Raw genomic sequence first — 20,158 nt, 5'->3', positions numbered from 1 at the left:
TTACCCTATCGCTTCGTGCCAGGGGTTGTGGGCGTCGTCGTTGGTGGAGCGTCGAATAAAGTGGCGCGGAAACGGCCGTTCGTAATTTTCAGTTTGACGCCGTTGCTGATGTTGATGGCTTCGCCACTAAACGTTCCTTCCACGATCTTGTTTTCCTCGTCAAACCGCGTAACGGTGTAGGTGCCGGAACCGCCCCGGTTTGGCTCCGTCGAATACGCGGCCACGTCGTCCGGCGTATAGGCCAGCGTACTTAGCTGCGACTCCGTGAAATTCATGGACTGGTTCAGCGTCACATTTTTCGGAAACATGATCACCAGCGTGGCGGTTTTATCGGTTTTCTGCTGTCCGATCACGGCAACCTGGTTATTGACTTTGGCGGCCCCGACGATGGTATTCTGGCTGTTGGTCACATTGGCCTGCCAGGCTTTTCCGTCAATGGTCGCCGACAGGTAAAATTCCGGGGCAACCTCTTTTTCTTTGCAGCTTTGCAAACCCGTCAGCGTGATGGCGAACAGAAGAACGAAGCCGGTTTTTACGGTAAATGCAGACGTTTTCATGGTATTTCAGCTTTTACGTTTGATATACAGATCTATCAAAGTCACCCGGAACTTGTCAGCGAATCCGTCGCTATTTTTTCTTTAAGTCGACCGTATACGTTACTGTTTTGCCCGCTTCCATACCACTCATGGTTCCCTTAACCGTTGCATTCTCATCCCCGATATTTCCCGAAAACGTATAGGTGGGTCCTCCAACATTCGATTTGAATTTCAGATCTAAAATGAGTCCTAATACGGATCCGGACACGGTTCCTGCGTCATTTGTTCCACCCCCGCTGAGCGTATACGAGCCGACAACCGGATTCCCTTCGCTGGTGATGGTCATCTTCATCGCCCTGGTGACGGCAGGATTTAATGAATTCGTATTTCCCAGGTAATCACCGACAAATCCGATGAATTCTTTTTCATCTTCCGTGCAACCAACGACAGCCAAAGAAGCTAAAACACCAACTAAGAAGGACAAGATTGCGCGTCTGCGTTTCATAACCATTTCATTTAGGAGACCAACCAATTGTTTCCTAAATTTTCAACGGTTTCGACCGCATTGAAATACCTACTTCTAACTATTTTCGGGAACGGAACGCGGTTTAAGCCCTTATCCCGCAGGGATTTAATAGCGTCGGTAGATCGTTTAGTGAATTACGATCCGCCCGACAGGGGTCTATTCTATTACCCTTTTACCTGTGGAGCCCAGTAGGTACAGTTGGCGGTGGCATACACCGGGCCTTTGAATAGCATACAACCGCCACAGGCCTTGCCCGCTGCGGGCGGTAACCACAGGTTGCAGTTGCTGCACTGCTTGTCGGGACTGGGCGATTGGGTGACGTAGCCCAGTCCCTGCCGGGTTTTCAGATCGCCCTCACTGAGTCCGGAATAGTCTTCACACGGATTGACTGCCGTTTTTTTCGTTTCAGCAGTCTGGGTGGCAGGTTTAGAATCGCAGTTGGTCAGCAGGACGGTTCCGCTGGTCAGTGCCAGACCGACCGACGCACAGCGTTGCAGAAAAAAACGGCGGGATTTCAGTACATTCATCAATGACAAGGAGTTTGTAATCAGATCGAAGGCGGTTTTGCCAATGCTTCCCGTACGGCCCGGATCGCTTTTTTTACGTCTTCTGTCCGGGCGGTATTTTCCAGACTTTGAAGCGCCAGGGTTACGTCGGCGTTGCCGCCGGTTTTGGCTTCAGCTTTGGTAAGCCCTTCGGCCAGTCCGGTTAAACCCGCCACCTGCCAGCTTTCTTTTCGCTGGATTGGGCTGTTTAAGAATCCCAGAAACCGGGTTACTTCGGCGGGTTGGTTCCGACGGCCCACGACGTGCGCGAAATCCGCCAGAAACGCCATTTTTCCGGCAGTCGTATCACTAAAAAACGCCTTCTGATTCAGGAGCGTACTCAGCAATTCCGGCGACGAACCCGCCGGAGAACTCAGCACGGCAGTTCGGAACCAGCCGTTTTCACTGTGCTTCTGAACCACCTGCGCCAGTGCGGCAACAACGGCGGGATTTGTGAATTGACCCGCACTCAAACACGCCTGCAACGACACCTGCACGGACGAATCGCCGGTCATTTTCAACAATTGAGGCAGTAAATCAGGGTACCGTTCGGCCAGCATCAGGCCATGTTCACGAACGCCGGGATGCGCATCCTGCAATGCCTGCCGAACCAAATCCCGGCTGAGGGCATTCAGCCCTTCGAGCGTATACAACGCGTGTAGCCGGACGCGCGGATCCTGGTGTTGTGTCAATAACGTTCTGAGCTTCGGAATAACCGACAGATCCCGTCGTTCCAGCAGCAGGCGTTGCGCCTGCAACCGCCACCAGCGGTTCGGATGCGCCAGCACGTCAACTAGTTCCGCCGGTTTCCGGTTTCGCAGATTGGGCGAAGCGGCCGGGCGGTTTTTCGCCGTCGTCGGCAGAATCCGGTAAATCCGTCCTTTATCGTTGCCATTCAGAAAGTCCATGTCTTCTTTCAGATCCTCTGGAATCGAAACCGGCGTTTCAATATGCTGGCGGTAAAAGTCGACCACATAAAGCGCACCATCGGGGCCGGTGGTCAGATTGTCGGGCCGGAACCAGGGGTCGGTGGAGGCCAGAAACTCGCGGTCGGTTTCGCCTTCCGCCCGTTTGGCCACAAAAACCGGACTATCGGCCAGCGGTGTCAGCACGTCGCGGTGAATGAGATTTCCGGCCACGTCTCCCGTAAAAACCGATCCGTAATAGTCGGCGGGAAAGGCATCTCCGTCGTAAAACATGCCACCGGAAGAACCGGTAAAATGGTCTTCGGCGTACTCCTTTCGGTCCAGTTTTGCTTCTGCATATTGCTTTTGCCGCCGTTCGGTGCGTTCCTTGCGCCAGTACGGGGGCGGGGTTTGCTGAAACATCACCAGATCGTGATCCGAAATATTGAGGGACGATTTGGGACTGGGCAAGTGTGGATTTCGGCGCAAATACCGCCCGGCAATCGGTGCCTGCTGAATGTGAATGGTATTTTGGGTAAAGAAACGATGTCCCCAATCGTCGATGGCCAGCCCAAACTGACCGGAACCTGACTCCACTTCAAACAAGCCGCGATCCAGCCGAAACCGGAAATCTCCGCCATTGACGGTCAACAGGGGCGCGTCGGGTTTCCGATTGAACCGGATCTGGCCTTCCTGGCCGTTGTTGTTGGCATAAATCCAGTTGTCGATCCCGTAGCGAAGGCTCGTGATCTGGGCTTCGGAATTGTTCGCAAAAAAACCGGTGAAGAGCACTTCCCGCGTGTCGGCCCGGAAGTCGCCATTGGTATCTTTCAGAAACAGAATATCGGGGGCAGCCGCCACAATCAAACCACCTTCCCAGGGCAATACGCTGGTCGCATCCGCGATGGAATCGGCAAAAATCACCGAACGATCCATCCGGCCATCGTTGTTGGTATCGGCCAGCATCCGGATTTTGCCTTTGCCCTTACCGGTTTCGGGTTTGCCCGGATAATCGCCCATTTCCACCACGTAGGCAACACCCTGTTCATCGAACACCAGATCCACCGGGTCGGCGATGAGCGGTTCGGCGGCAACGGTTTCGATCTTGAAACCCTCCCGAAGCTGAAAGCTCTGAAGCGCTTCCTCGGGCGAAAGTGGGTCGGCATACCGCTTTTTTGAACAGGACAAACAAAGGACGATACTGAGCAGGCAGGCAATCGACAACAGACGATTTGGGCGGAATTCGTTCATTTTCAAGTGGGTAAAGGGAATAAAAGGTTCTTAACAGGTCGATTATAACCTGAATAATTTCTTCGAATTTTCGTACAGGATTTTCCGCTCGATGCTTTTGGAAGGAGAAAGCCGACGGATGGCCGCGATGGTTTGCGAACCCTGGCAGGTGGGTCCGTGGCCGGCCGTATCCAGACAATCACTGCCGTACAGAATCTTGTTCTGGTGGCGTTCCAGAAAACCGCGGGTGTGTTCTTCATCCCGCAGCAGGGCGTTCAGTCCCGAACCGGCCGACATATCGGCATACACGTTGGGATAGTCGCTCAGCAACCGATCCGTCAGGCCGCCGGGGGTTACGCTGGTTTTCGGGTACAAAACCGTCTGGTCCTGATGCCCTTTGTCGATGTTGGCCCACCAGGTTTGGGCATGTCCGATAAAATTAACTTTCGGGTATTTCTCCAGCATCGTATGAAACCGGGCAAAATCATGATTATACATCCCGTATTGCCAGTGCATCAACACCGGAACCCGGTAGCTCTGAGCGAGTTCATAGATTCGCTGCATCTCGGGCGAATCACATTTCACGCCAAATTTGGATTCTCCGATGAGGGGAGCGCCCCGCTTCAGGTATTTTTCAATTTCCAGCGTGGCATCCGGCAAATCAGGCACTTCATTGGCGCCAAACAGAAATTCGGTCGGGTGTTGCCGGGCCAGGTTGTAGCAGGTTTCATTGCCGCTGCACTTGGCCTGTAGCCCATTCGACTCGCCTTTGTGCGTCGACATCCCGAAAGCCGGGGTGCCTGCGGGCAGCAAAATCGTGGTGGTAACGCCCATCGCCCGTTGGTGCGCGATCAACTGGTCATGGGTTCGGCCCATGTAGTCGGTATGCTGGTGGATGTCGATGATGGGTTCGTCCAGGGCGTCGGCCAAACCGTTCAGGTTCACAGCCGTTCCGGCCAGTACCATACCGGTGCGGGCTAAAAATCCACGGCGCGAAACCGATGCGGGATTCTTCATGCGGGGTTAAGGAAATCGTTTAGGGGTGCCATCCCTTCTCACAAGGATTTGCCCCCCAATATAGTGAACTTTCCCCGGCTCTCCCCTTCTTTCAGGGGCTGAAGCCAAAAAATCGGTTACGTACCCGAAAACTCCGCGAGGCTTAAAGGAATGAATCGGCTTCGCTACCGACACTACGCAGGTAAGTCCCTGTGAGACAACCGAACCCGTTCACTTAAAATCGTCTCTGCTTAAACCAGTCCCTGTTCTTTGGCAAAATTGAGCAGCCCGACGGGTGTATAAATGTTGAGTTTGCGGCAAATGTTCCGGCGGTGCGAATTGACGGTAAACTCACTGACAAACAGGCAATCGCCGATTTGTTTGGTCGTCAATCCTGCCGCAATCAGGCGAATGATTTCAACCTCCCGCTTCGTAATCTGGTATTTTTTCACAAAATCGTCCGACATCATCTCCGACTCCGCCGGTTCGACGGTGGTTTCGGGAAACCAGGTCTGTCCGGCAGCCACCGCCTGAATGGCTTTTTTCAAGGTTGTCGAATTACTCGTTTTGAGCAGATACCCTTCCGCACCCAACGCCTTGATCTCTTTGATCAATTTAGGCTGATCGTAGCTGGTGAAAATGATCACTTTGACGCGGACGAACTCGGCTTTGATGATTTTCAGGGAGGCAATGCCGTCCTGATGCGGCATGTTGAGGTCCAGCAGAATTACGTCCACGACCCATTTTTTCAATCGGTCGATCAATTGGCGGCCATTGCTGACGGGTTCCAGAACGAGCACATCTTCAATTTCCTCCAAAACCGATACCAGCCCGTCGACCAGCAAAGGATGATCATCCGCAATCAGAAGGCGTAAAGCCATAATTATAATTCGTTAAGCAGGAATTTCAATGACAACCAGCGTTCCGTTGTCCGACTTTCTTTTAATCTCAAGTTGACCATGAAGATACGCCACCTTTGCTTTCATTCCGCTCAATCCTTTCCCGTTTCCGATAGCGTTTTCATCAATGCCGATGCCATTATCTTCCACCACAATGGAGAGTGTTTGTTCATGTTCAATCACTTCCACCAGCGCATAACTGGCGTGGGCGTGTTTCAGGATGTTATGCACCAGTTCCTGCACGATCCGGTACAAATCATTCAGGAAAGGAATCGGGTATTTGGTGGCATCATCGAAGCCAATCACGATGGTTTCCAAGTCCAGTTTATCGGATACGTTAACCGTTTCGGCGAGTTCTTCAATCGCTTTCCGAAAACCGTATCGTTCAATCGTTAAAGGCGTTAGCCGGTGGCTTAATCCGCGAATGGTGGTCGAAACCGACGATAATACTTCCTGGGTTTTATGCAGTTTCTGTTCCGCCCGGTTGTCGGGGATTCCATTTTCGAGCGTCGATGAAATATTGAGCGATGCCAATGCCAGCATCGTATTGACCTCATCGTGCAGTTGATCGGCAATTTTATGGCGTTCGTTTTCTTCGGCCTGCATGATTCCCTGTATCAATTCGATATGCCGCTGTTTCTCCAGATGTTCGGCTTCGCTTTTCTGCAAGGCTTCTTTTTGCCGGCTGCGAATCTGCCGGTTTCTGAGGTATAAAACCAGCAATAAAATGGTCAGGATGGCCAATCCGATAACGATGGAATACAACACTCTTTCCCGCCGAATTTCACGATCACGGGCGATGCGTTCTTCGTTTAACCGCACGATTTGCTGTTCTTTATCGCGGATACGAACCTTCGCTAAAATCTCCTGGATGGCGCGGTATTTATTCAGGCTGGTCAGCGAATCCTTGATCGCATCATACTGATCCTGCGCCTGGCTGTAGCCCCGAAAATCGCCTTTTGCTTTCAACAATTCGGCATAAAACTTATAGAAATAAAAACCGGTTGCCGTATAAACTCTATCGTTTAATTTCGGCCGAAATTCATCAAATACCCGTTCCGCCTGGGCCAGTTGGTGATTCAAAACCAGCGCATGGGCGTAGTAAATATCCGATGGCAGCAAATTTAACCCCATTCCCGTCCCGCCCATTTTCCGGATGACTTCATAGTATTCCAAAGCTTTCCCGTACTGACCGTATTTTTCGGCCAAAAATCCAGCCGCCAGAAAATAGCCATAATACGGGATTTTCATCTCTTCTCCCCCAAACAGTTTCCGACTCTCACTCAGGTAGTTGCGGGCAGCCGCCAGATCATTCTGGTAGATTTTCACAATGGCAATTTCCGAATTGAAATAGGCCGCCTGTACCCCCGCCGGATTGGGCTTCACGGTCGCATTGTAGAAAAGCTCGGCAAATTTCCAGGCATTTTCGTAGTCCGTCAGCAGCAGGTTAATCTGCATGAGCTGGTAATAGACACTGGGGCCCGCATTCCGGAACGTAAACGCGGTTCGTTCGTAGAGTTTCCGGGGATAGCGATTCAGACTGGAATCCTTCGCCAGCTCCAGCAGGGCCTCAAACTCCGCGACCTGTTTTTGCGGATTGGATCGGTAAAACCGGTTGGCTCGGTTATAACGGGCGGTGAATAAGGCGTTTTTATTTCTGAGACCGGTCGCCAGTTGGATGGCCCGCTCAAGGTAGCGACGCATCATGGCCGTGTCGCCGGGGTTTGACATGGCTTTGAAGGTATAGAGGAAAGACAGGTTTTCCTTGTCATTCGCCCGCAGGCATTCCCTTTCGCCGATGGTCGAGTACTGTTCCCGCAATGAATCCTTGCCCCACTCGCCGTACATCAATGCCGTACCGACCAGAGCTTCCCGGTAAAACCGGGTGTGGTTGCCGGCATTTTCGCGCGCCTGTCGGTATAAGGATTCGGCTTCTTCCGAAAAAATCATCGACGATTTGGCCCGTGCCCAGCCCATCAGCAAAACATGCACCCACTGCCGATTACCGGTTTTTCGAACCCGTGGTACGTATTCCGCCAGCATTTCGTAACTGCGGTTGATGTTCGTCCGACCAACGGTCTGCATCAGATCACAAGCTGTTCGAAAGGTTGTCTCCGTGATGGGTTGTTGCTTTAACCGCGCCCAGGTGGCACGGTTTTCCGACTCCGCGTCGGTCTGGGCCAAAGCGATTTCAGCAGAAAAGAGGCATAAGCCAACAAACAACCCAATCAATCGAAACATTCCGATAATCGATTCGCATTCAGGTAAATATAAAGAAAAGTAGGATTACCACTTGAAAAGAATCGTTACCATTACGTCAACGGTCAAAAATCTTTCAAACCTTCTTTCCCAAGCCGCGTTTTAGTGATATTTCCACGCTAACCCCATTGATTATGGCACTCACAACCAGCCTGATTGAAACCGATACCCATTCTACTGCAAACGCAGAATATCCCGAAAACCTGAATACCAGCGGCTACGGCGGTTCTGCGGCCCTGGCAGACGGACCCGATGAGGACGAAGAGTTTGACGAAGAAGAACTCACCATCACGGACGATGATGATGACGACGATCTAACCGTCGATGAAGAGGAGTTAACCCTCGAAGAAGACGAGGAAGATGATGTGTAGCCGTTGAGCGAACCGAAAAAGGAATGTAAAATACGAAATGTAAAATGTTGAATGATAAAGTGGGCTGATCCATTTATACACTTTATCATTCAACATTTTACATTTAGCCTTTATTATTTTTGCCCCTAAATCCCCTAAAGGGGACTTGGATGCAAAAACTTTCGGATGCTAAAAGTCCCCTTTAGGGGATTTAGGGGCAAAAACTCACATTTATTTCGTTAAAACCGAAAGCATCGTATCGCATTTCAGCTCTGTCTCGCGCCATTCTTTTGCCGGAGAAGAATCTTCCGTTAGCCCGGCACCGGCGTAGAGCGTTCCCTCCTGCCCTTCCAGCTTCATACAGCGCAGATTGACAAACAGATCGGTTTCGGGGCCTTCCTGGCGGGCGATGTTGACCGGGCCGAGAAAACCGCTGTAGAATTCGCGCGCGTGTGCTTCGTGTTGCAAAATGAAGTCCTGAGCCGTTTCGCGGGGCATGCCGCAAACCGCCGAAGTCGGGTGCAGCAACCGTAGCATCACCGTGCCGAGTTGGGGAAAATTAACGGCCTGCGTATCGACGGAATAATCCGACCGGAGGTGCATCAGGTTGCCGGCGACAACGGTTCGGGGACCTTCTTCGATGTATTCCCGAACGCGGATTTTCTTGAAACAACCGATGATGTAGCGGCTGACCAGCGCCTGTTCTTCAATTTCTTTTTGCGTCCAGGGCGCATCCGCCGGCCGCTTCTGCCGGCCTTCGGAGTCGAAAGCCGACTGGGTACCGGCCAGGGCAACGGTGCGAAAAATACCGTCGGCATCGACGCTCACCAGTCGTTCGGGCGTGGCACCAATCCAGACCTGGTTGCGATCCGGCAAATAAACCGCAGACACAAAAGCATTCGGATAGGCCTGACAGAGCCGATTGAACAACGTCGGAATGTCGGGCTGCTCCTCAAACCGGATGGCTTTGGTGCGCGACAACACCACCTTGCGAAACGTCCCACGCTCCATCTGACGGATGGCCCGACTTACGGTTTCTTCAAAATCAAGTTGCTGATTTTGAGTAGATTTATCCACCTTGACCACGGAAATAGTTTCCTTGCCGGCGGTTTTTGAGTCGGTCCGAAAGAGCGATTCAAAGGCCGGGTGATCCGTTGGCAGTTTGTTCTGGGCGGCCAGAATGGTCCCGTTTTCGTCGAAACGCCAGTAAAAATCGGCTTTTAGAAAGAAGGTGCTCTCGGCGTCCGGATTGACAAACGGGCTGACGGCAAAGCCCATTGGCAATTCCTCAAAATCCATGGCAACGGTGGCCACATTGCCGGAAGCGTCAATAATTAATTCGCGGTCGGTTCGATTGGGAAGGCGCCAGAGGGCTGCGGGATAACCCGCCTGAACAGCTCCCTGCCAAATGGAATGGCTGGTTTGCTGCGTTTGTACGGTTGATGACAAGTGTGTTGAAAATTGCATTATCGAAATCGGGTCGATGCAAATTTAGCTGTATCTGAATAACAGTTTGTTCTTCTTTTTTGTGCGGAAAAATCGACGAAGTCCGCAAAAAATCTGCCTGAGACGCCGTAATCTTCCCCATTTCAGTTCAGAAAAACAACAATTCGTGCGGAAAACTTTCCGGTTTATCCCCTGCGCTGTTTTTATTGGATTTTATTGATTCGTACTTCCACTCCTTTTAATTTGGCAGCACTATGGACATTCTAATCGTTGAGGACGAACCACTGGCGGTTCAGAAACTGGTAAAGCTGCTGAATCTGGCAGATGTTCCCAGCCGGGTGGTTGGCATTACGGACGGCATCGAGTCGACTGTTGCCTGGCTGAAGGCCCATCCCCGCCCCGATCTGATTCTGATGGACATCGAACTGTCCGATGGGCAGAGTTTTGAGATTTTCAACCTGGTCTCAATCGATTGTCCGGTTGTTTTCACAACCTCCTACGATGAGTTTGCCGTCAAGTCCTTTCAGGTAAACCGCTTCGATTATCTGTTGAAGCCCATCAAAAAAGACGAACTGGAACAGGTTCTGAAGCGCTACAAACAGCCCGAATCAGCCACCGTGCGTTCGGCCGACATTGGCGAGTTGGTTGATGACCTGCGGAAACAAACGCGCCAGCCGGAATTCAGGAGCCAGTTTCTGGCCAAATACCAGCAGCAACTCGTCTCCGTCGATGCCACTGAGGTTCGTTTTTTTTACACCCGGGAAGGCACGACCTACCTTTTTGGCCGCAACAACAACCGCTATGTGGTTGATTATACCCTCGACACGCTGGAAAAGGTTCTGGAGCCTCACCATTTTTTCAGAATCAACGAGCAGTTTATTGTCGAACGACGAGCAGTTTCGCAAATTCATTCCTACCTTAATGGTCAACTTACCGTAGACCTGGATTCCGGCGGCATCGCCCAGGACATCATCGTCAGTCGTGACCGCATCCGGGCTTTCAGGGAATGGATTGGACGATAAGATGCAGAAACTGAATGACAAATGGATGCGCATTCTGGGCATCCCGTTGCTGTCTTTTACGGGTCAGTGGGCCATGTACGGCTACACGAATGTCCCCTACCCGGACGACTGGCGCATTCCGTTTTTCTTCATTCTGGGCAGTGTGGTGGTTTGGGAAATCAACCGCCGGGGCATCATCCTCTCTCGCCGAAAATACCCCGAACTGACCCAGACCCGGCAGCGGGTTTTGTACCAACTGATCTGGTTTGCTTTTTTTGCCAGCCTGATCCGCATCACCCAGACGTTTTTTTACGAACTCATCGGGCTCTGGCCTACCGACGATTACCTGCAATTCAGGCCGTATTTTTTCAATACGCTCGTTTCCTTCGCCGGAACGGTGCAAATAGCCGCCTACTATGAAGGTGTTTACCTGTATCAACGCTGGAAAGTGGCCTATACCGAAGCACAGGATTTGAAAAAAGTGAACCTACAAAGCCAGCTCGATTCGCTCAAAACCCAGATCAATCCGCATTTTCTGTTCAACAACCTGAATTCGCTGTCGTCATTGATCACCAGCGATGCCCAGCAGGCCGAGCTTTTTGTGGATGAACTATCGTCGGTTTACCGGTATTTACTCCAGCAAAACAACCGGGATTTGTGTCCGCTCAACGACGAAATCCAGTTCATCAAAGCCTATTTCCACTTGCTGAAAACCCGGTATGGCGACGGTATTTTCATGGAACTGGATCTGGACCCCCGCTACCTGACGTACCAGATTCCGCCCCTGACGCTTCAGATTCTGCTCGAAAACGCCATCAAACACAACATCATTGCCGTAAGCCGTCCGCTGACGATCAAGCTTTATACGCTGGAAGGCCACCTGTATGTGGAGAACAATCTGCAAAAGAAGAAAATGGCCGTTCCTTCTAACCAGATTGGTTTGCAGAACATCATGATCAAGTACAAACTCCTCGCCCACTCGCCGGTGACGATCTACTACGATGAGCAGAAATTTCTAGTGGGCGTGCCGCTGCTGATGCCGGCGGTGGAGGGAGTGTCGGGGTAACTTCCAAAAAATAAAACCGTCTGTCAGGCCTTTACTGCATAATGCAAGCGGTGGATTTACGTGTACTTCAGCCAATGTTCACACACCTCGACAAGCTGCGCCGTAATGCCGTGTACGGAAATCTCCTTGTTGATAAAACCGTCTGCACCGGCAGCAAAGCAGTGTTCCACGTCCTTTGGTGAGGTTGAATGCGTAAAAATTACGACCGGGATGTGCTTCCAGTCCGGATGTTCTTTCAGTTGGGTCAACAACTCACAACCGGTGATGTGGGGCATCTTCAAATCCAGCAAAATCAGGTCCGGTTTCGGAGCGATGGCGTTTAAACGTTCTTGCAGGAAAAAACCGTCCGAATAGAGCTGAAAGGTGTAATCAGGCAGGTAGCGCGCATTGATCCATTCATACAGAATCAGATTCTCGTCGTTATCTTCAATAAAACAAAGCGTAGGGTTTTCACCCACCGGCACCAGACGGGGGGCCATAACCGACCGCTTATCTGATCCAGAATTTTCCATAACGTTTCCGTGAGTTTATTTAAATGGATGCTTTCAACGACTCACTGGCGAACAATTATTATGCAAAACTTTTCAGAATAAATACTTAGTTATTTTCCGGTATTTTGTCGCATTACTTACTTATTTTCCAGTACTGCCACTGTCAGTCGGCTGATGCAGACGAGTTTCCCCGCTTCGTCCGTAATGCGAATGTCCCAGATGTGCGTCGTCCGGCCCACGTGGATCGGCGTTACTTTGCCGTAGACCCACCCTTCTTTTACCGAACGAATGTGATTGGCGTTGATTTCCAGGCCCACAGCCCGCTGGCGGGTCGGATCATCGAGTTGCGTCACCGAGGCCACACTGCCCAGGGTTTCGGCCAGCACTACCGATGCGCCCCCGTGCAAAATCCCGAACGGCTGGTGGGTCCGGTGGTCGACGGGCATCCGGGCGGTTATAAACCCGTCGCCGAGTTCGGTTAACTCGATTCCCAGGTGATGAACAATGGAGTTTTTATGAAATTGCTGCAGGGATTCTAAAGTCCAGTCCGGCTTCATTGTGTGAAGAATTTTTCGTAATTTTGCAGGCGTTTTGCCAGACAGATCGAAGCTGTCACGGTGTGAAATAGCAAATTTAAAATGTAAAATGAGAATTAATAAAGTATTCTAGCGGCCGGTTTTTCATTTCGCAGACCGTTTAACTTTTCCATTTTACATTTACCGGAATACCTATTACAACCTCAGAGGATTGGAACAAAAAACGATATATCTCATTCGCCACGGCGAAACGGATTACAACCGACAGGGCATTGTTCAGGGCAGTGGCGTAGATTCAGATCTGAATGCGATGGGACAGGCCCAGGCCCAGGCTTTTCATCAGGCGTATCAGCACATCCCGTTTGCCAAAGTATACACCTCAAAACTCCGGCGCACGATGCAGTCGGTACGGTTTTTCATCGATGCCGGCATTCCCCACGAAAGCTATGAGGGCCTCAATGAGATTAGCTGGGGTGCCCGCGAAGGCAAAACACCCAACAGCTTCGACAACGAATATTACCGTACGCTGATTGAAAACTGGGCGGCTGGCCACACCGACTACCCGACCGAAGACGGTGAAAGTCCGGAGCAGGTTGCCCGGCGCCAGAAACCCGTGATCGACCTTATCCTTTCCCGCCCCGACGAAAACCCGGTTCTGGTCTGCATGCACGGCCGGGCCATCCGCATTTTGCTGTCGTGGCTGATGAACGAATCCCTGGCAACCATGGATTTATACGAACACAGCAATTTGTGTCTCTATAAACTGATCTACGATTACGACACCAGCGAATTTACGATTGAAGTTTCCAACGATAGCACCCACCTGCTGGCGCTGGTCATGCATCAATAAGGTGTTCATTTTTTGTCATCGGAAAAACGCCAGCGGTTACATAACTAAAAACCGGCAACTGACAATTCTATATTACCACTCCTGTAATAATAGCCCCACTTCATCCACAAACTTGTATATTCGTTATAGGTACAATGTTTTTGGAGTTGATTTCTGAAGTGAGCGCATGTCTAAAAATAGAATATATTGGTTTTGTCAGATAGTCGGGTGGACGATGCTCATCATGGCAGAGTTCGCTATTTTTACATTTGGAGAAGGATACAAGTCTGATTTTTTTTACGAAGCGATTGCCACCATCATTCTGTGTATTCTGCTAACCCACCTGTACCGCCTGATGATCAAACGATGGCGGTGGGTTCAGTTGCCTTTCTTTCAGCTCGTGCCACGGGTCATTTTATCGGTTTTTGTTCTGGCCGTCATCATGACCATCATCAACCTTCCCATTGATAAACAGGTGCTTCCGGAATACCTGTCCGACGAACCGTCCATCGTTTTAGGCTATTTGTTAAACTGGGGGAAATGCATGTTGGCGTGGGTACTGAGTTATACGGCTTATCATTATGTGGAACGCTCGCGCGATGCCGAAATTGAAAAAATCCTGTTGAAAACCTCCATTCGCGAGTCCGAAGCCAAGGTTCTGCGGTCGCAGCTCAACCCGCATTTTGTTTTCAACGCCCTCAACAGCATCCGCGCCCTGGTGCTCGAAAATCCGACCAAAGCGCAGCAAAGCATCACCCAACTCTCCAATATTCTCCGCAACTCGCTGCTGGCCGACCGCCGGAAAACCGTTGAACTGCGGGAAGAAATCAAAACCGTCGAAGATTATCTGGCCCTCGAAAAAGTCCGCTACGAAGACCGTTTGAGTTGCCGCCTGGAGATCGATCCGAAAACCCAGTATTTGCAGGTGCCGCCCATGATGTTTCAAACGCTGGTTGAAAATGCCATCAAACACGGCGTTCAGAAGGCCATTTCCGGCGGTTTTGTCGAACTGACCACCTGGCTGGAAGACCGTCTGCTATACATCCGTATCCGCAATACCGGCGTGCTGGGCAACACGGAAGCTTCGTCCGGCTTCGGACTCAAAAATACCTCCCAACGGCTTGAGTTGCTCTATGGCCCCGAAGCCACCTTTCGCATTCAGCAGGAGTCCGCCGACGTCGTCTGTGCCGACGTGGTCATTCCGCTGCAATCCGCTGGTGTATTTAAACGAACGGAAGAATTGAAACGGGTTTAAAGTTTGTCGTTTAAAGTTTAAGGTTTGACGTTTAACGATCCCAGTAATAACCTTAAATGATAAACGCTTTAAACGTTAAACTCGAAACCTTAAACAAAAAAAAATGAAGACCCTTATCGTTGACGACGAGCGGCTGGCTCGCAATGAACTCCGCCGATTGTTGGATAATTTCCCTAAAATTGAAGTGATCGGTGAGGCTGCCAACGCCGACGAAGCCCTCAAACTGATCGATGACCTTCAGCCGGAATTGCTATTTCTGGATATTCAGATGCCGGGGAAAAACGGTTTTGAGTTGCTCTCAGCCATTGACGGCAAATCGCCGGAAGTCATTTTCACAACGGCCTACGACGAATACGCCATCACGGCTTTTGAATACAATGCCCTGGATTACCTGCTCAAACCGATTGAATTAAACCGGTTGTCGGAAGCCATCAACCGCATCGAGGAGAACAGCCATGCCCCCGAAACGGAAGCCCCGCGCCGGGACACGAACAAGGTGCTGGGCGAAAACGACCAGGTGTTTGTCAAGGACGGCGAGAAATGCTGGTTTGTCAAACTCGGGAAAGTCCGGTTGTTCGAGTCGATGGGCAATTACGTCCGGCTGCATTTCGACGATCAGAAGCCTCTGGTGCTGAAGTCATTGAACAGCCTGGAAGACCGCCTAGACCCCAACACGTTTTTCCGGGCCAACCGCAAGCACATCATCAACCTGCCGTGGATCGACAAAATTGAGCCGTGGTTCAGCGGTGGCCTGCTGGTGACCTTGAAAGGGGGCGACAAGATCGAAATCAGCCGCCGTCAAGCCATCCGGTTCAAGGAACTAATGAGCCTTTAATGGGTTAAGAGTTAAAAATTAAGAGTTAAGAGTTAAAAGGAGCCGCCGTTGGCCGGCTGACGCAGTCACTTGGCAGCGCACCTCTTAACTCATAATTCATTCAACGCGGCCCGGGCTTTGTTGTCGATGCTGTTTTTGTATTCGTGTTTTTTGTAACTCAGTGCCTTCTGAAAGTACTGCCGGGCTTTGGGCAGGTTGCGCTTTTGCTGGTAGATATAACCGAGTTGCAGGGCAGAGGTCGCGCCGTGCGATAACTGATCGGTTTCGCTCAGAATCACGGCGCGCTCAAAATACGGCAAGGCTTCGTCGGCATCGCCCGCGCGCTGGTAAATCCGGCCTTTGCGGTAATTAAATTCGGCCTTCTCGTTCAGGAGCGGAAACGAGGATTCGGTGTAATTTTTTAAAGTCGTCAGGGCAGTATCATAAAAACCGCCATCGGTGGCCAACCGGGCCTTCATCAGAATTTTCTGCCGGGGCGAAACGCCTTTTTTAAAATAGGATTCCGCAAATTTCTGAGCCGCTTTGTCCGACTCCACGACGGCACCGCCTATCTGACTAACCTGCCGGAGGTAAGGCAGGGCTTTGGCGTCGTCGTCCTGGAGCCAGTAGCACAGAAACAGTTTGTAATACGTGTCTTTCAGGAAGTTAACACCTTTGTATTGACTCAGAAAGGTACGGTAAACCGTGGCCGCCTGTTGATAATCAGCTTTCTGGAGCAGGATGTCGGCTTTTAAATCCTCCAGAATCGGGAATGAGAGGTAATCGGGGGCGGTGGGCCGGTCGGTCAGAAAAGCCAGGGCGTCCTCACTCCGAGCGTCTTTCATGAATACGGAAGTAGCAAAAAAACTCAGCAGCAGGTTATCCGGATTGTCTTGCACCATCTTTTTAAGACTGGCCGCATCTGCTGCCGTAAATTTCAGCACATACGCCCGGATCAGCAGATCGATCAACCGCGCTTCGGTTTGGAAAATGGCGTCTTTCTGGGAAACCGTCCGAAGTTCCTGCATTCCTTGTTTGATGTTCCCGCGCAGGCCCAGCATTCGGGTCACCCAGGTATAATTATCGGGAACCGCGCCAATCATGACGTGCAACAACCCAAGGGATTTGTAGGTGGGCAAAAAACCGGGGAATTTTTTGCGGTTTTCCTCCAGCAGTTTATACGCCCGGATAACGTCCCAACAGGCGCTGACTTCCTGCCCGAATTTGAGCTTGACAAACGCCCAGTGTAACCGCACTTCGGCCTGCGCAAACCGCTGCCAGGGTGAATTTTCGTCCAGATCCCGGAGTTGGTCGAGCCGCTGATCCTCCCGGTCCGACCACTGGTTGTAGAGCTTCCGGTCGTCCGAAACCAGCAGGGTGACCATATCGGCCAGATTATCGACGTAAATCGCCACGCCATTTTCACGCGTCAACTCGCCGGCCAGCGTCCGCCGACCGTCCTGTACTTTCAGTTTCAGCACGTCGGCATAAGCGCGCTGGAGCGTGGGCGTGAAGTCAAAATCGGCGGCCTGGAGCGGGGTATACGTCCCAACAAAAGCCAGCAAAAGCAATAGAATCCGCATGGTGCGAAAGTAAGAATTTCTGAACCGGTTTCGGGGCTGTTCCCGGAACAGGGATACAAAAAAAGGCCACCACCCGGCGACCTTTTCATGGAAAAGAATATGATCAATTACCGACGCGACGATACCGGTTCGGGAACGCCTTCGACATCGGCAAACACCCGTCCGCAATGCTCGCAAACGATAATTTTCTTTTTATCCCGGATGTCGGCCTGCCGCTGGGGTGGCACAACGTTGAAGCAACCGCCACACGCACCGCGTTTCACGACCACAACCGCCAAGCCGTTCAGGGCGTTTTCCCGGATTTTATTGTAAGACTTCAGCAGGCGCTCTTCGATGTGCGTTGCCTGGTCGTCACGGTCTTTCAGTAAGGCTTTCTCCTCATCCCGGCTTTCGGACGTGATTTGGTTCAGCTCCTGCATTTTCGCTTTCAGATCTTCCTTGCGTTCGTCCAGCGCCGACTGCGTTGCTTTAATTTCCTCCTGCTTGTTGCGGATTTTAAACGAGGCTTCGTTGATTTTCTTGTCGGCCAGTTCAATTTCCAGGGTCTGCAGTTCCACTTCTTTCGAGATGGCGTCAAACTCGCGGTTGTTGCGAACGTTCATCTGCTGATCCTTATACCGGGTAATCAGCTTCTCCGAATCCTTTTTAATCGCTTTGTTTCGGTCGATTTCCTCCTCTAACACCTGGATATCGGCGTTGAATTTACCGATTCGGGTTTCAAATCCGGCAATATCATCTTCCAGATCACGCACCTCTTCCGGTAGGTCACCGCGGATCTTTTTTAGTTCATCAAGCTGAGAATCAATTGATTGAAGTTTAAGAAGTGCTTCGAGTTTTTGAGCAATCGTCAGTTCCATTCGTGCGGTTTTATCTGCCTATAAGTAGTATAGCACCGGGTTGGTGTCTATTTCGGACAAAATTACCGCAAAGGTATCATTTTTTTTCAACAAATACTGTTGAATCAAGTCTTTAGTAAATACTTCGCTTTCGTAATGTCCAATGTCTGCAATGATAATACGCGAGTCGGCGTCAAAAAATTCATGGTATTTGTAATCCGCCGTAATAAATACGTCGGCCCCGGCCTTTAGCGCGTCATTCAGTAAAAAACCGCCTGCTCCTCCGCACACTGCCACCCGACGCACCGGCAGCCCGCGCAAAGCCGTATGGCGAATCACCGACAGGTTCATCTGCGTTTTCAGATGGGCTAAAAAATCCACTTCGCTGAGCGGTTCCGGCAGTTCACCCACCGCTCCTGAACCCACTTCCTGATTTTCGTTCGTCAGGGCGGTCAGGTAATAGGCGACTTCTTCGTAGGGATGCGCTTTCCGCAAAGCCGCCAGCACTTTAGGCTGAAGGTAGGCTGGAAAAATGGCTTCAATCCGGTTCTCGTACGCCCGGGTGTCTTCGCCCGACTTTCCAAGCGCAGGCTTCGATGTATCATTCCCCCTGAATGTGCCCGTTCCTTCGGTCCGAAAACTGCAATGGTCATACTGCCCGATCTGCCCGACGCCGGCTTCGTATAGCGCATTTAAAACCGTTTGCGTGGCTTCTTTGAACGCCGGTCCCTCCTGCTCGTTCGGCACAAACGTGACCAGTTTCATCAATACGTCCGATTTCGGGGCCAGAATCCGCACCTTCTGCAATCCCAGTTGGTCGGCAATCCTGAAACTCACGCCACCCGCGATGTTGTCCAGATTGGTATGGGCGGCATAGAGGGCCACGTCATTTTTGATGGCCTTGATCACCACCCGCTCCACGTAATTGCGACCGTTGAACTTTTTCAAACCCCGGAACACAATCGGATGATGGGCCACGATGAGGTTGCAGTTTTTCCGGATCGCTTCCTCCACCACGGCTTCCGTAACGTCGAGGGTGACCAGAATGCCGGTTACTTCGGCGGCAGCATCCCCGACGATCAGCCCCGCATTGTCGTAGCTTTCCTGATAGGCCAGCGGAGCCCAGGCTTCCAGGCAGGTCGTGATGTCGCGTATTGTCATTTTAGGCCATAGCGTTCCGCCAGGATGTTCAGGTGATGCCGTTCGTGTCCGGCCAAAATGGAGAAGAAGGCGCGGGCAGACAAGGGCGAGCCGTTGGCGGTTCCGATCCGTTGCTGGGCTTCTTCCGCCAGGCTTTCGGCCAGGGCCAGAGTCGATTGCCGAACGAAACCGTAGTGCGTCACCAATTGCTGTTGCGACTGCGCGCTGAAGTTGGCGTTGTCGACATACACGTTTTCGTCAAAACCCGGCAGCGATTGCTGCTCCCCCCGTGCAATACACAGCGCACGGTAGACAAAAATCCGCTCGGTGTCGATCATATGGCCCAGCATTTCTTTCGGCGACCACTTGCCTTCGGCATACCGGTAGTCCTGCTGAACGACGGTTAGATTTTTATACAAACTTTCTACCATCGCCTGCTGCTGCCGCAAAAGATCAATAACGTTCTCGGTATCAACCAGATCGATGTATTTGGCAAAAAAGCTCCCTGCCGGGTACTCAGTCGGAAATGGTTTTTTCATCCTTTTTATCTGTTTTTTTTTGGCAAAGGTATTGCGTAATGTCTAAAAGCAGCTACCTTTGCACCACGTTTTCAGGAAATGAAGGCGGAATAAAAATGGATCGGTAGTTCAGTTGGTTAGAATGCCGCCCTGTCACGGCGGAGGTCGCGGGTTCGAGTCCCGTCCGATCCGCCAACTACAAGACCAAAACGCCAGCTTCAAAAGAGCTGGCGTTTTTTTATTCAACCCAAACCGGATCAAGAGCAAAAGGGATCAAGAGCAAAAGTTGTGGAGGGCGTAGGATTTTTTTAGGTTTGTGTTTTTGATCAAACCTGTATTGTTTTGGAGAGTTTCTTGCCCCTGATTCAGTTCCTGTTACCCGAGTTCATCCTGGAAA

Annotated in this window: 20 protein-coding genes and 1 tRNA gene; 7 read left to right on the top strand and 14 right to left on the bottom strand. The window is 51.2% G+C overall.

Annotation, left to right across the window (positions count from 1 at the left end; translation table 11 throughout):
• Nucleotides 1–5: 5 nt before the first annotated feature.
• From DUE52_RS26030 to DUE52_RS26000, 7 genes are all read right to left on the bottom strand, one after another.
• Nucleotides 6–557: a Riean_0653 family protein gene (locus DUE52_RS26030; RefSeq protein ID WP_114409015.1), complete on the bottom strand. Its 552-nt coding sequence runs from the start codon at nt 555–557 to the stop codon at nt 6–8.
• A 70-nt stretch (nt 558–627) separates the two neighbouring features.
• Complete coding sequence (locus tag DUE52_RS26025; protein WP_133299949.1) at nt 628–1,041, bottom strand: hypothetical protein; 414 nt, start codon at nt 1,039–1,041, stop codon at nt 628–630.
• Between the two features lie 185 nt (nt 1,042–1,226).
• Complete coding sequence (locus DUE52_RS26020) at nt 1,227–1,589, bottom strand: high-potential iron-sulfur protein (protein ID WP_114409013.1); 363 nt, start codon at nt 1,587–1,589, stop codon at nt 1,227–1,229.
• Nucleotides 1,590–1,609: 20 nt separating this feature from the next.
• Nucleotides 1,610–3,763 (bottom strand): PVC-type heme-binding CxxCH protein, encoded by a 2,154-nt coding sequence (locus DUE52_RS26015; protein ID WP_114409012.1) that lies wholly within the window; start codon nt 3,761–3,763, stop codon nt 1,610–1,612.
• A 42-nt stretch (nt 3,764–3,805) separates the two neighbouring features.
• Nucleotides 3,806–4,759 carry an amidohydrolase family protein gene (locus DUE52_RS26010; RefSeq protein ID WP_114409011.1) on the bottom strand — a complete coding sequence of 318 codons (954 nt, stop codon included), beginning with the start codon at nt 4,757–4,759 and terminating at the stop codon, nt 3,806–3,808.
• 230 nt (nt 4,760–4,989) lie between these two features.
• Entirely contained in the window at nt 4,990–5,619 is a 630-nt protein-coding gene (locus DUE52_RS26005; protein WP_114409010.1) for a response regulator transcription factor, read from the bottom strand.
• A 12-nt stretch (nt 5,620–5,631) separates the two neighbouring features.
• Nucleotides 5,632–7,878: a sensor histidine kinase gene (locus DUE52_RS26000; protein WP_114409009.1), complete on the bottom strand. Its 2,247-nt coding sequence runs from the start codon at nt 7,876–7,878 to the stop codon at nt 5,632–5,634.
• A gap of 152 nt (nt 7,879–8,030) precedes the next feature.
• Between DUE52_RS26000 and DUE52_RS32530 the strand changes: the two genes are divergently transcribed.
• Nucleotides 8,031–8,267, top strand: coding sequence for a hypothetical protein (locus tag DUE52_RS32530; protein ID WP_165841040.1), 237 nt, complete (start codon nt 8,031–8,033; stop codon nt 8,265–8,267).
• A 210-nt stretch (nt 8,268–8,477) separates the two neighbouring features.
• On the opposite strand, the gene DUE52_RS25990 is transcribed toward DUE52_RS32530, so the two are convergent.
• A complete protein-coding gene (locus DUE52_RS25990; protein WP_114409007.1) occupies nt 8,478–9,713 on the bottom strand; it encodes an isochorismate synthase in 1,236 nt (411 codons plus the stop codon).
• Nucleotides 9,714–9,946: 233 nt separating this feature from the next.
• Between DUE52_RS25990 and DUE52_RS25985 the strand changes: the two genes are divergently transcribed.
• Nucleotides 9,947–10,714, top strand: coding sequence for a LytR/AlgR family response regulator transcription factor (locus DUE52_RS25985; RefSeq protein ID WP_114409006.1), 768 nt, complete (start codon nt 9,947–9,949; stop codon nt 10,712–10,714).
• Between the two features lies 1 nt (nt 10,715).
• On the top strand, nt 10,716–11,759 hold the full coding sequence (locus tag DUE52_RS25980; RefSeq protein ID WP_114409005.1) for a sensor histidine kinase: 1,044 nt from the start codon (nt 10,716–10,718) through the stop codon (nt 11,757–11,759).
• A gap of 56 nt (nt 11,760–11,815) precedes the next feature.
• On the opposite strand, the gene DUE52_RS25975 is transcribed toward DUE52_RS25980, so the two are convergent.
• Both DUE52_RS25975 and DUE52_RS25970 read right to left on the bottom strand, forming a co-directional pair.
• Nucleotides 11,816–12,271, bottom strand: coding sequence for a response regulator (locus DUE52_RS25975; protein WP_114409004.1), 456 nt, complete (start codon nt 12,269–12,271; stop codon nt 11,816–11,818).
• A gap of 116 nt (nt 12,272–12,387) precedes the next feature.
• Nucleotides 12,388–12,807 carry a hotdog fold thioesterase gene (locus tag DUE52_RS25970; RefSeq protein ID WP_114409003.1) on the bottom strand — a complete coding sequence of 140 codons (420 nt, stop codon included), beginning with the start codon at nt 12,805–12,807 and terminating at the stop codon, nt 12,388–12,390.
• Between the two features lie 190 nt (nt 12,808–12,997).
• Here DUE52_RS25970 and DUE52_RS25965 point away from each other — a divergent pair, with 190 nt between their 5' ends.
• From DUE52_RS25965 to DUE52_RS25955, 3 genes are all read left to right on the top strand, one after another.
• Nucleotides 12,998–13,636 carry a histidine phosphatase family protein gene (locus tag DUE52_RS25965; protein ID WP_114409002.1) on the top strand — a complete coding sequence of 213 codons (639 nt, stop codon included), beginning with the start codon at nt 12,998–13,000 and terminating at the stop codon, nt 13,634–13,636.
• A gap of 166 nt (nt 13,637–13,802) precedes the next feature.
• Nucleotides 13,803–14,870, top strand: a complete 1,068-nt coding sequence (locus tag DUE52_RS25960) for a sensor histidine kinase (RefSeq protein WP_114409001.1) — start codon at nt 13,803–13,805, stop codon at nt 14,868–14,870.
• A gap of 103 nt (nt 14,871–14,973) precedes the next feature.
• On the top strand, nt 14,974–15,705 hold the full coding sequence (locus DUE52_RS25955) for a LytR/AlgR family response regulator transcription factor (RefSeq protein ID WP_114409000.1): 732 nt from the start codon (nt 14,974–14,976) through the stop codon (nt 15,703–15,705).
• A gap of 89 nt (nt 15,706–15,794) precedes the next feature.
• On the opposite strand, the gene DUE52_RS25950 is transcribed toward DUE52_RS25955, so the two are convergent.
• The 4 genes from DUE52_RS25950 to DUE52_RS25935 all read right to left on the bottom strand — a co-directional run bounded on the left by DUE52_RS25950 (nt 15,795) and on the right by DUE52_RS25935 (nt 19,782).
• Complete coding sequence (locus DUE52_RS25950) at nt 15,795–17,267, bottom strand: tetratricopeptide repeat protein (protein ID WP_114408999.1); 1,473 nt, start codon at nt 17,265–17,267, stop codon at nt 15,795–15,797.
• 107 nt (nt 17,268–17,374) lie between these two features.
• Nucleotides 17,375–18,124 carry a zinc ribbon domain-containing protein gene (locus tag DUE52_RS25945; RefSeq protein ID WP_114408998.1) on the bottom strand — a complete coding sequence of 250 codons (750 nt, stop codon included), beginning with the start codon at nt 18,122–18,124 and terminating at the stop codon, nt 17,375–17,377.
• 18 nt (nt 18,125–18,142) lie between these two features.
• Nucleotides 18,143–19,264 carry a Nif3-like dinuclear metal center hexameric protein gene (locus DUE52_RS25940; protein ID WP_114408997.1) on the bottom strand — a complete coding sequence of 374 codons (1,122 nt, stop codon included), beginning with the start codon at nt 19,262–19,264 and terminating at the stop codon, nt 18,143–18,145.
• Nucleotides 19,261–19,782 carry a DinB family protein gene (locus DUE52_RS25935; RefSeq protein WP_114408996.1) on the bottom strand — a complete coding sequence of 174 codons (522 nt, stop codon included), beginning with the start codon at nt 19,780–19,782 and terminating at the stop codon, nt 19,261–19,263. The genes DUE52_RS25940 and DUE52_RS25935 overlap by 4 nt, the downstream gene beginning before the upstream one ends.
• Before the next feature lie 97 nt (nt 19,783–19,879).
• Here DUE52_RS25935 and DUE52_RS25930 point away from each other — a divergent pair.
• Nucleotides 19,880–19,956: transfer RNA gene (locus tag DUE52_RS25930), tRNA-Asp, on the top strand.
• Nucleotides 19,957–20,158: the final 202 nt, after the last annotated feature.

Origin of the sequence: Larkinella punicea (genome assembly GCF_003334855.1) — a bacterium.
GTDB classification, from domain to species: domain Bacteria; phylum Bacteroidota; class Bacteroidia; order Cytophagales; family Spirosomataceae; genus Larkinella; species Larkinella punicea.
This window is presented reverse-complemented; position numbering and strand designations above follow the sequence as displayed.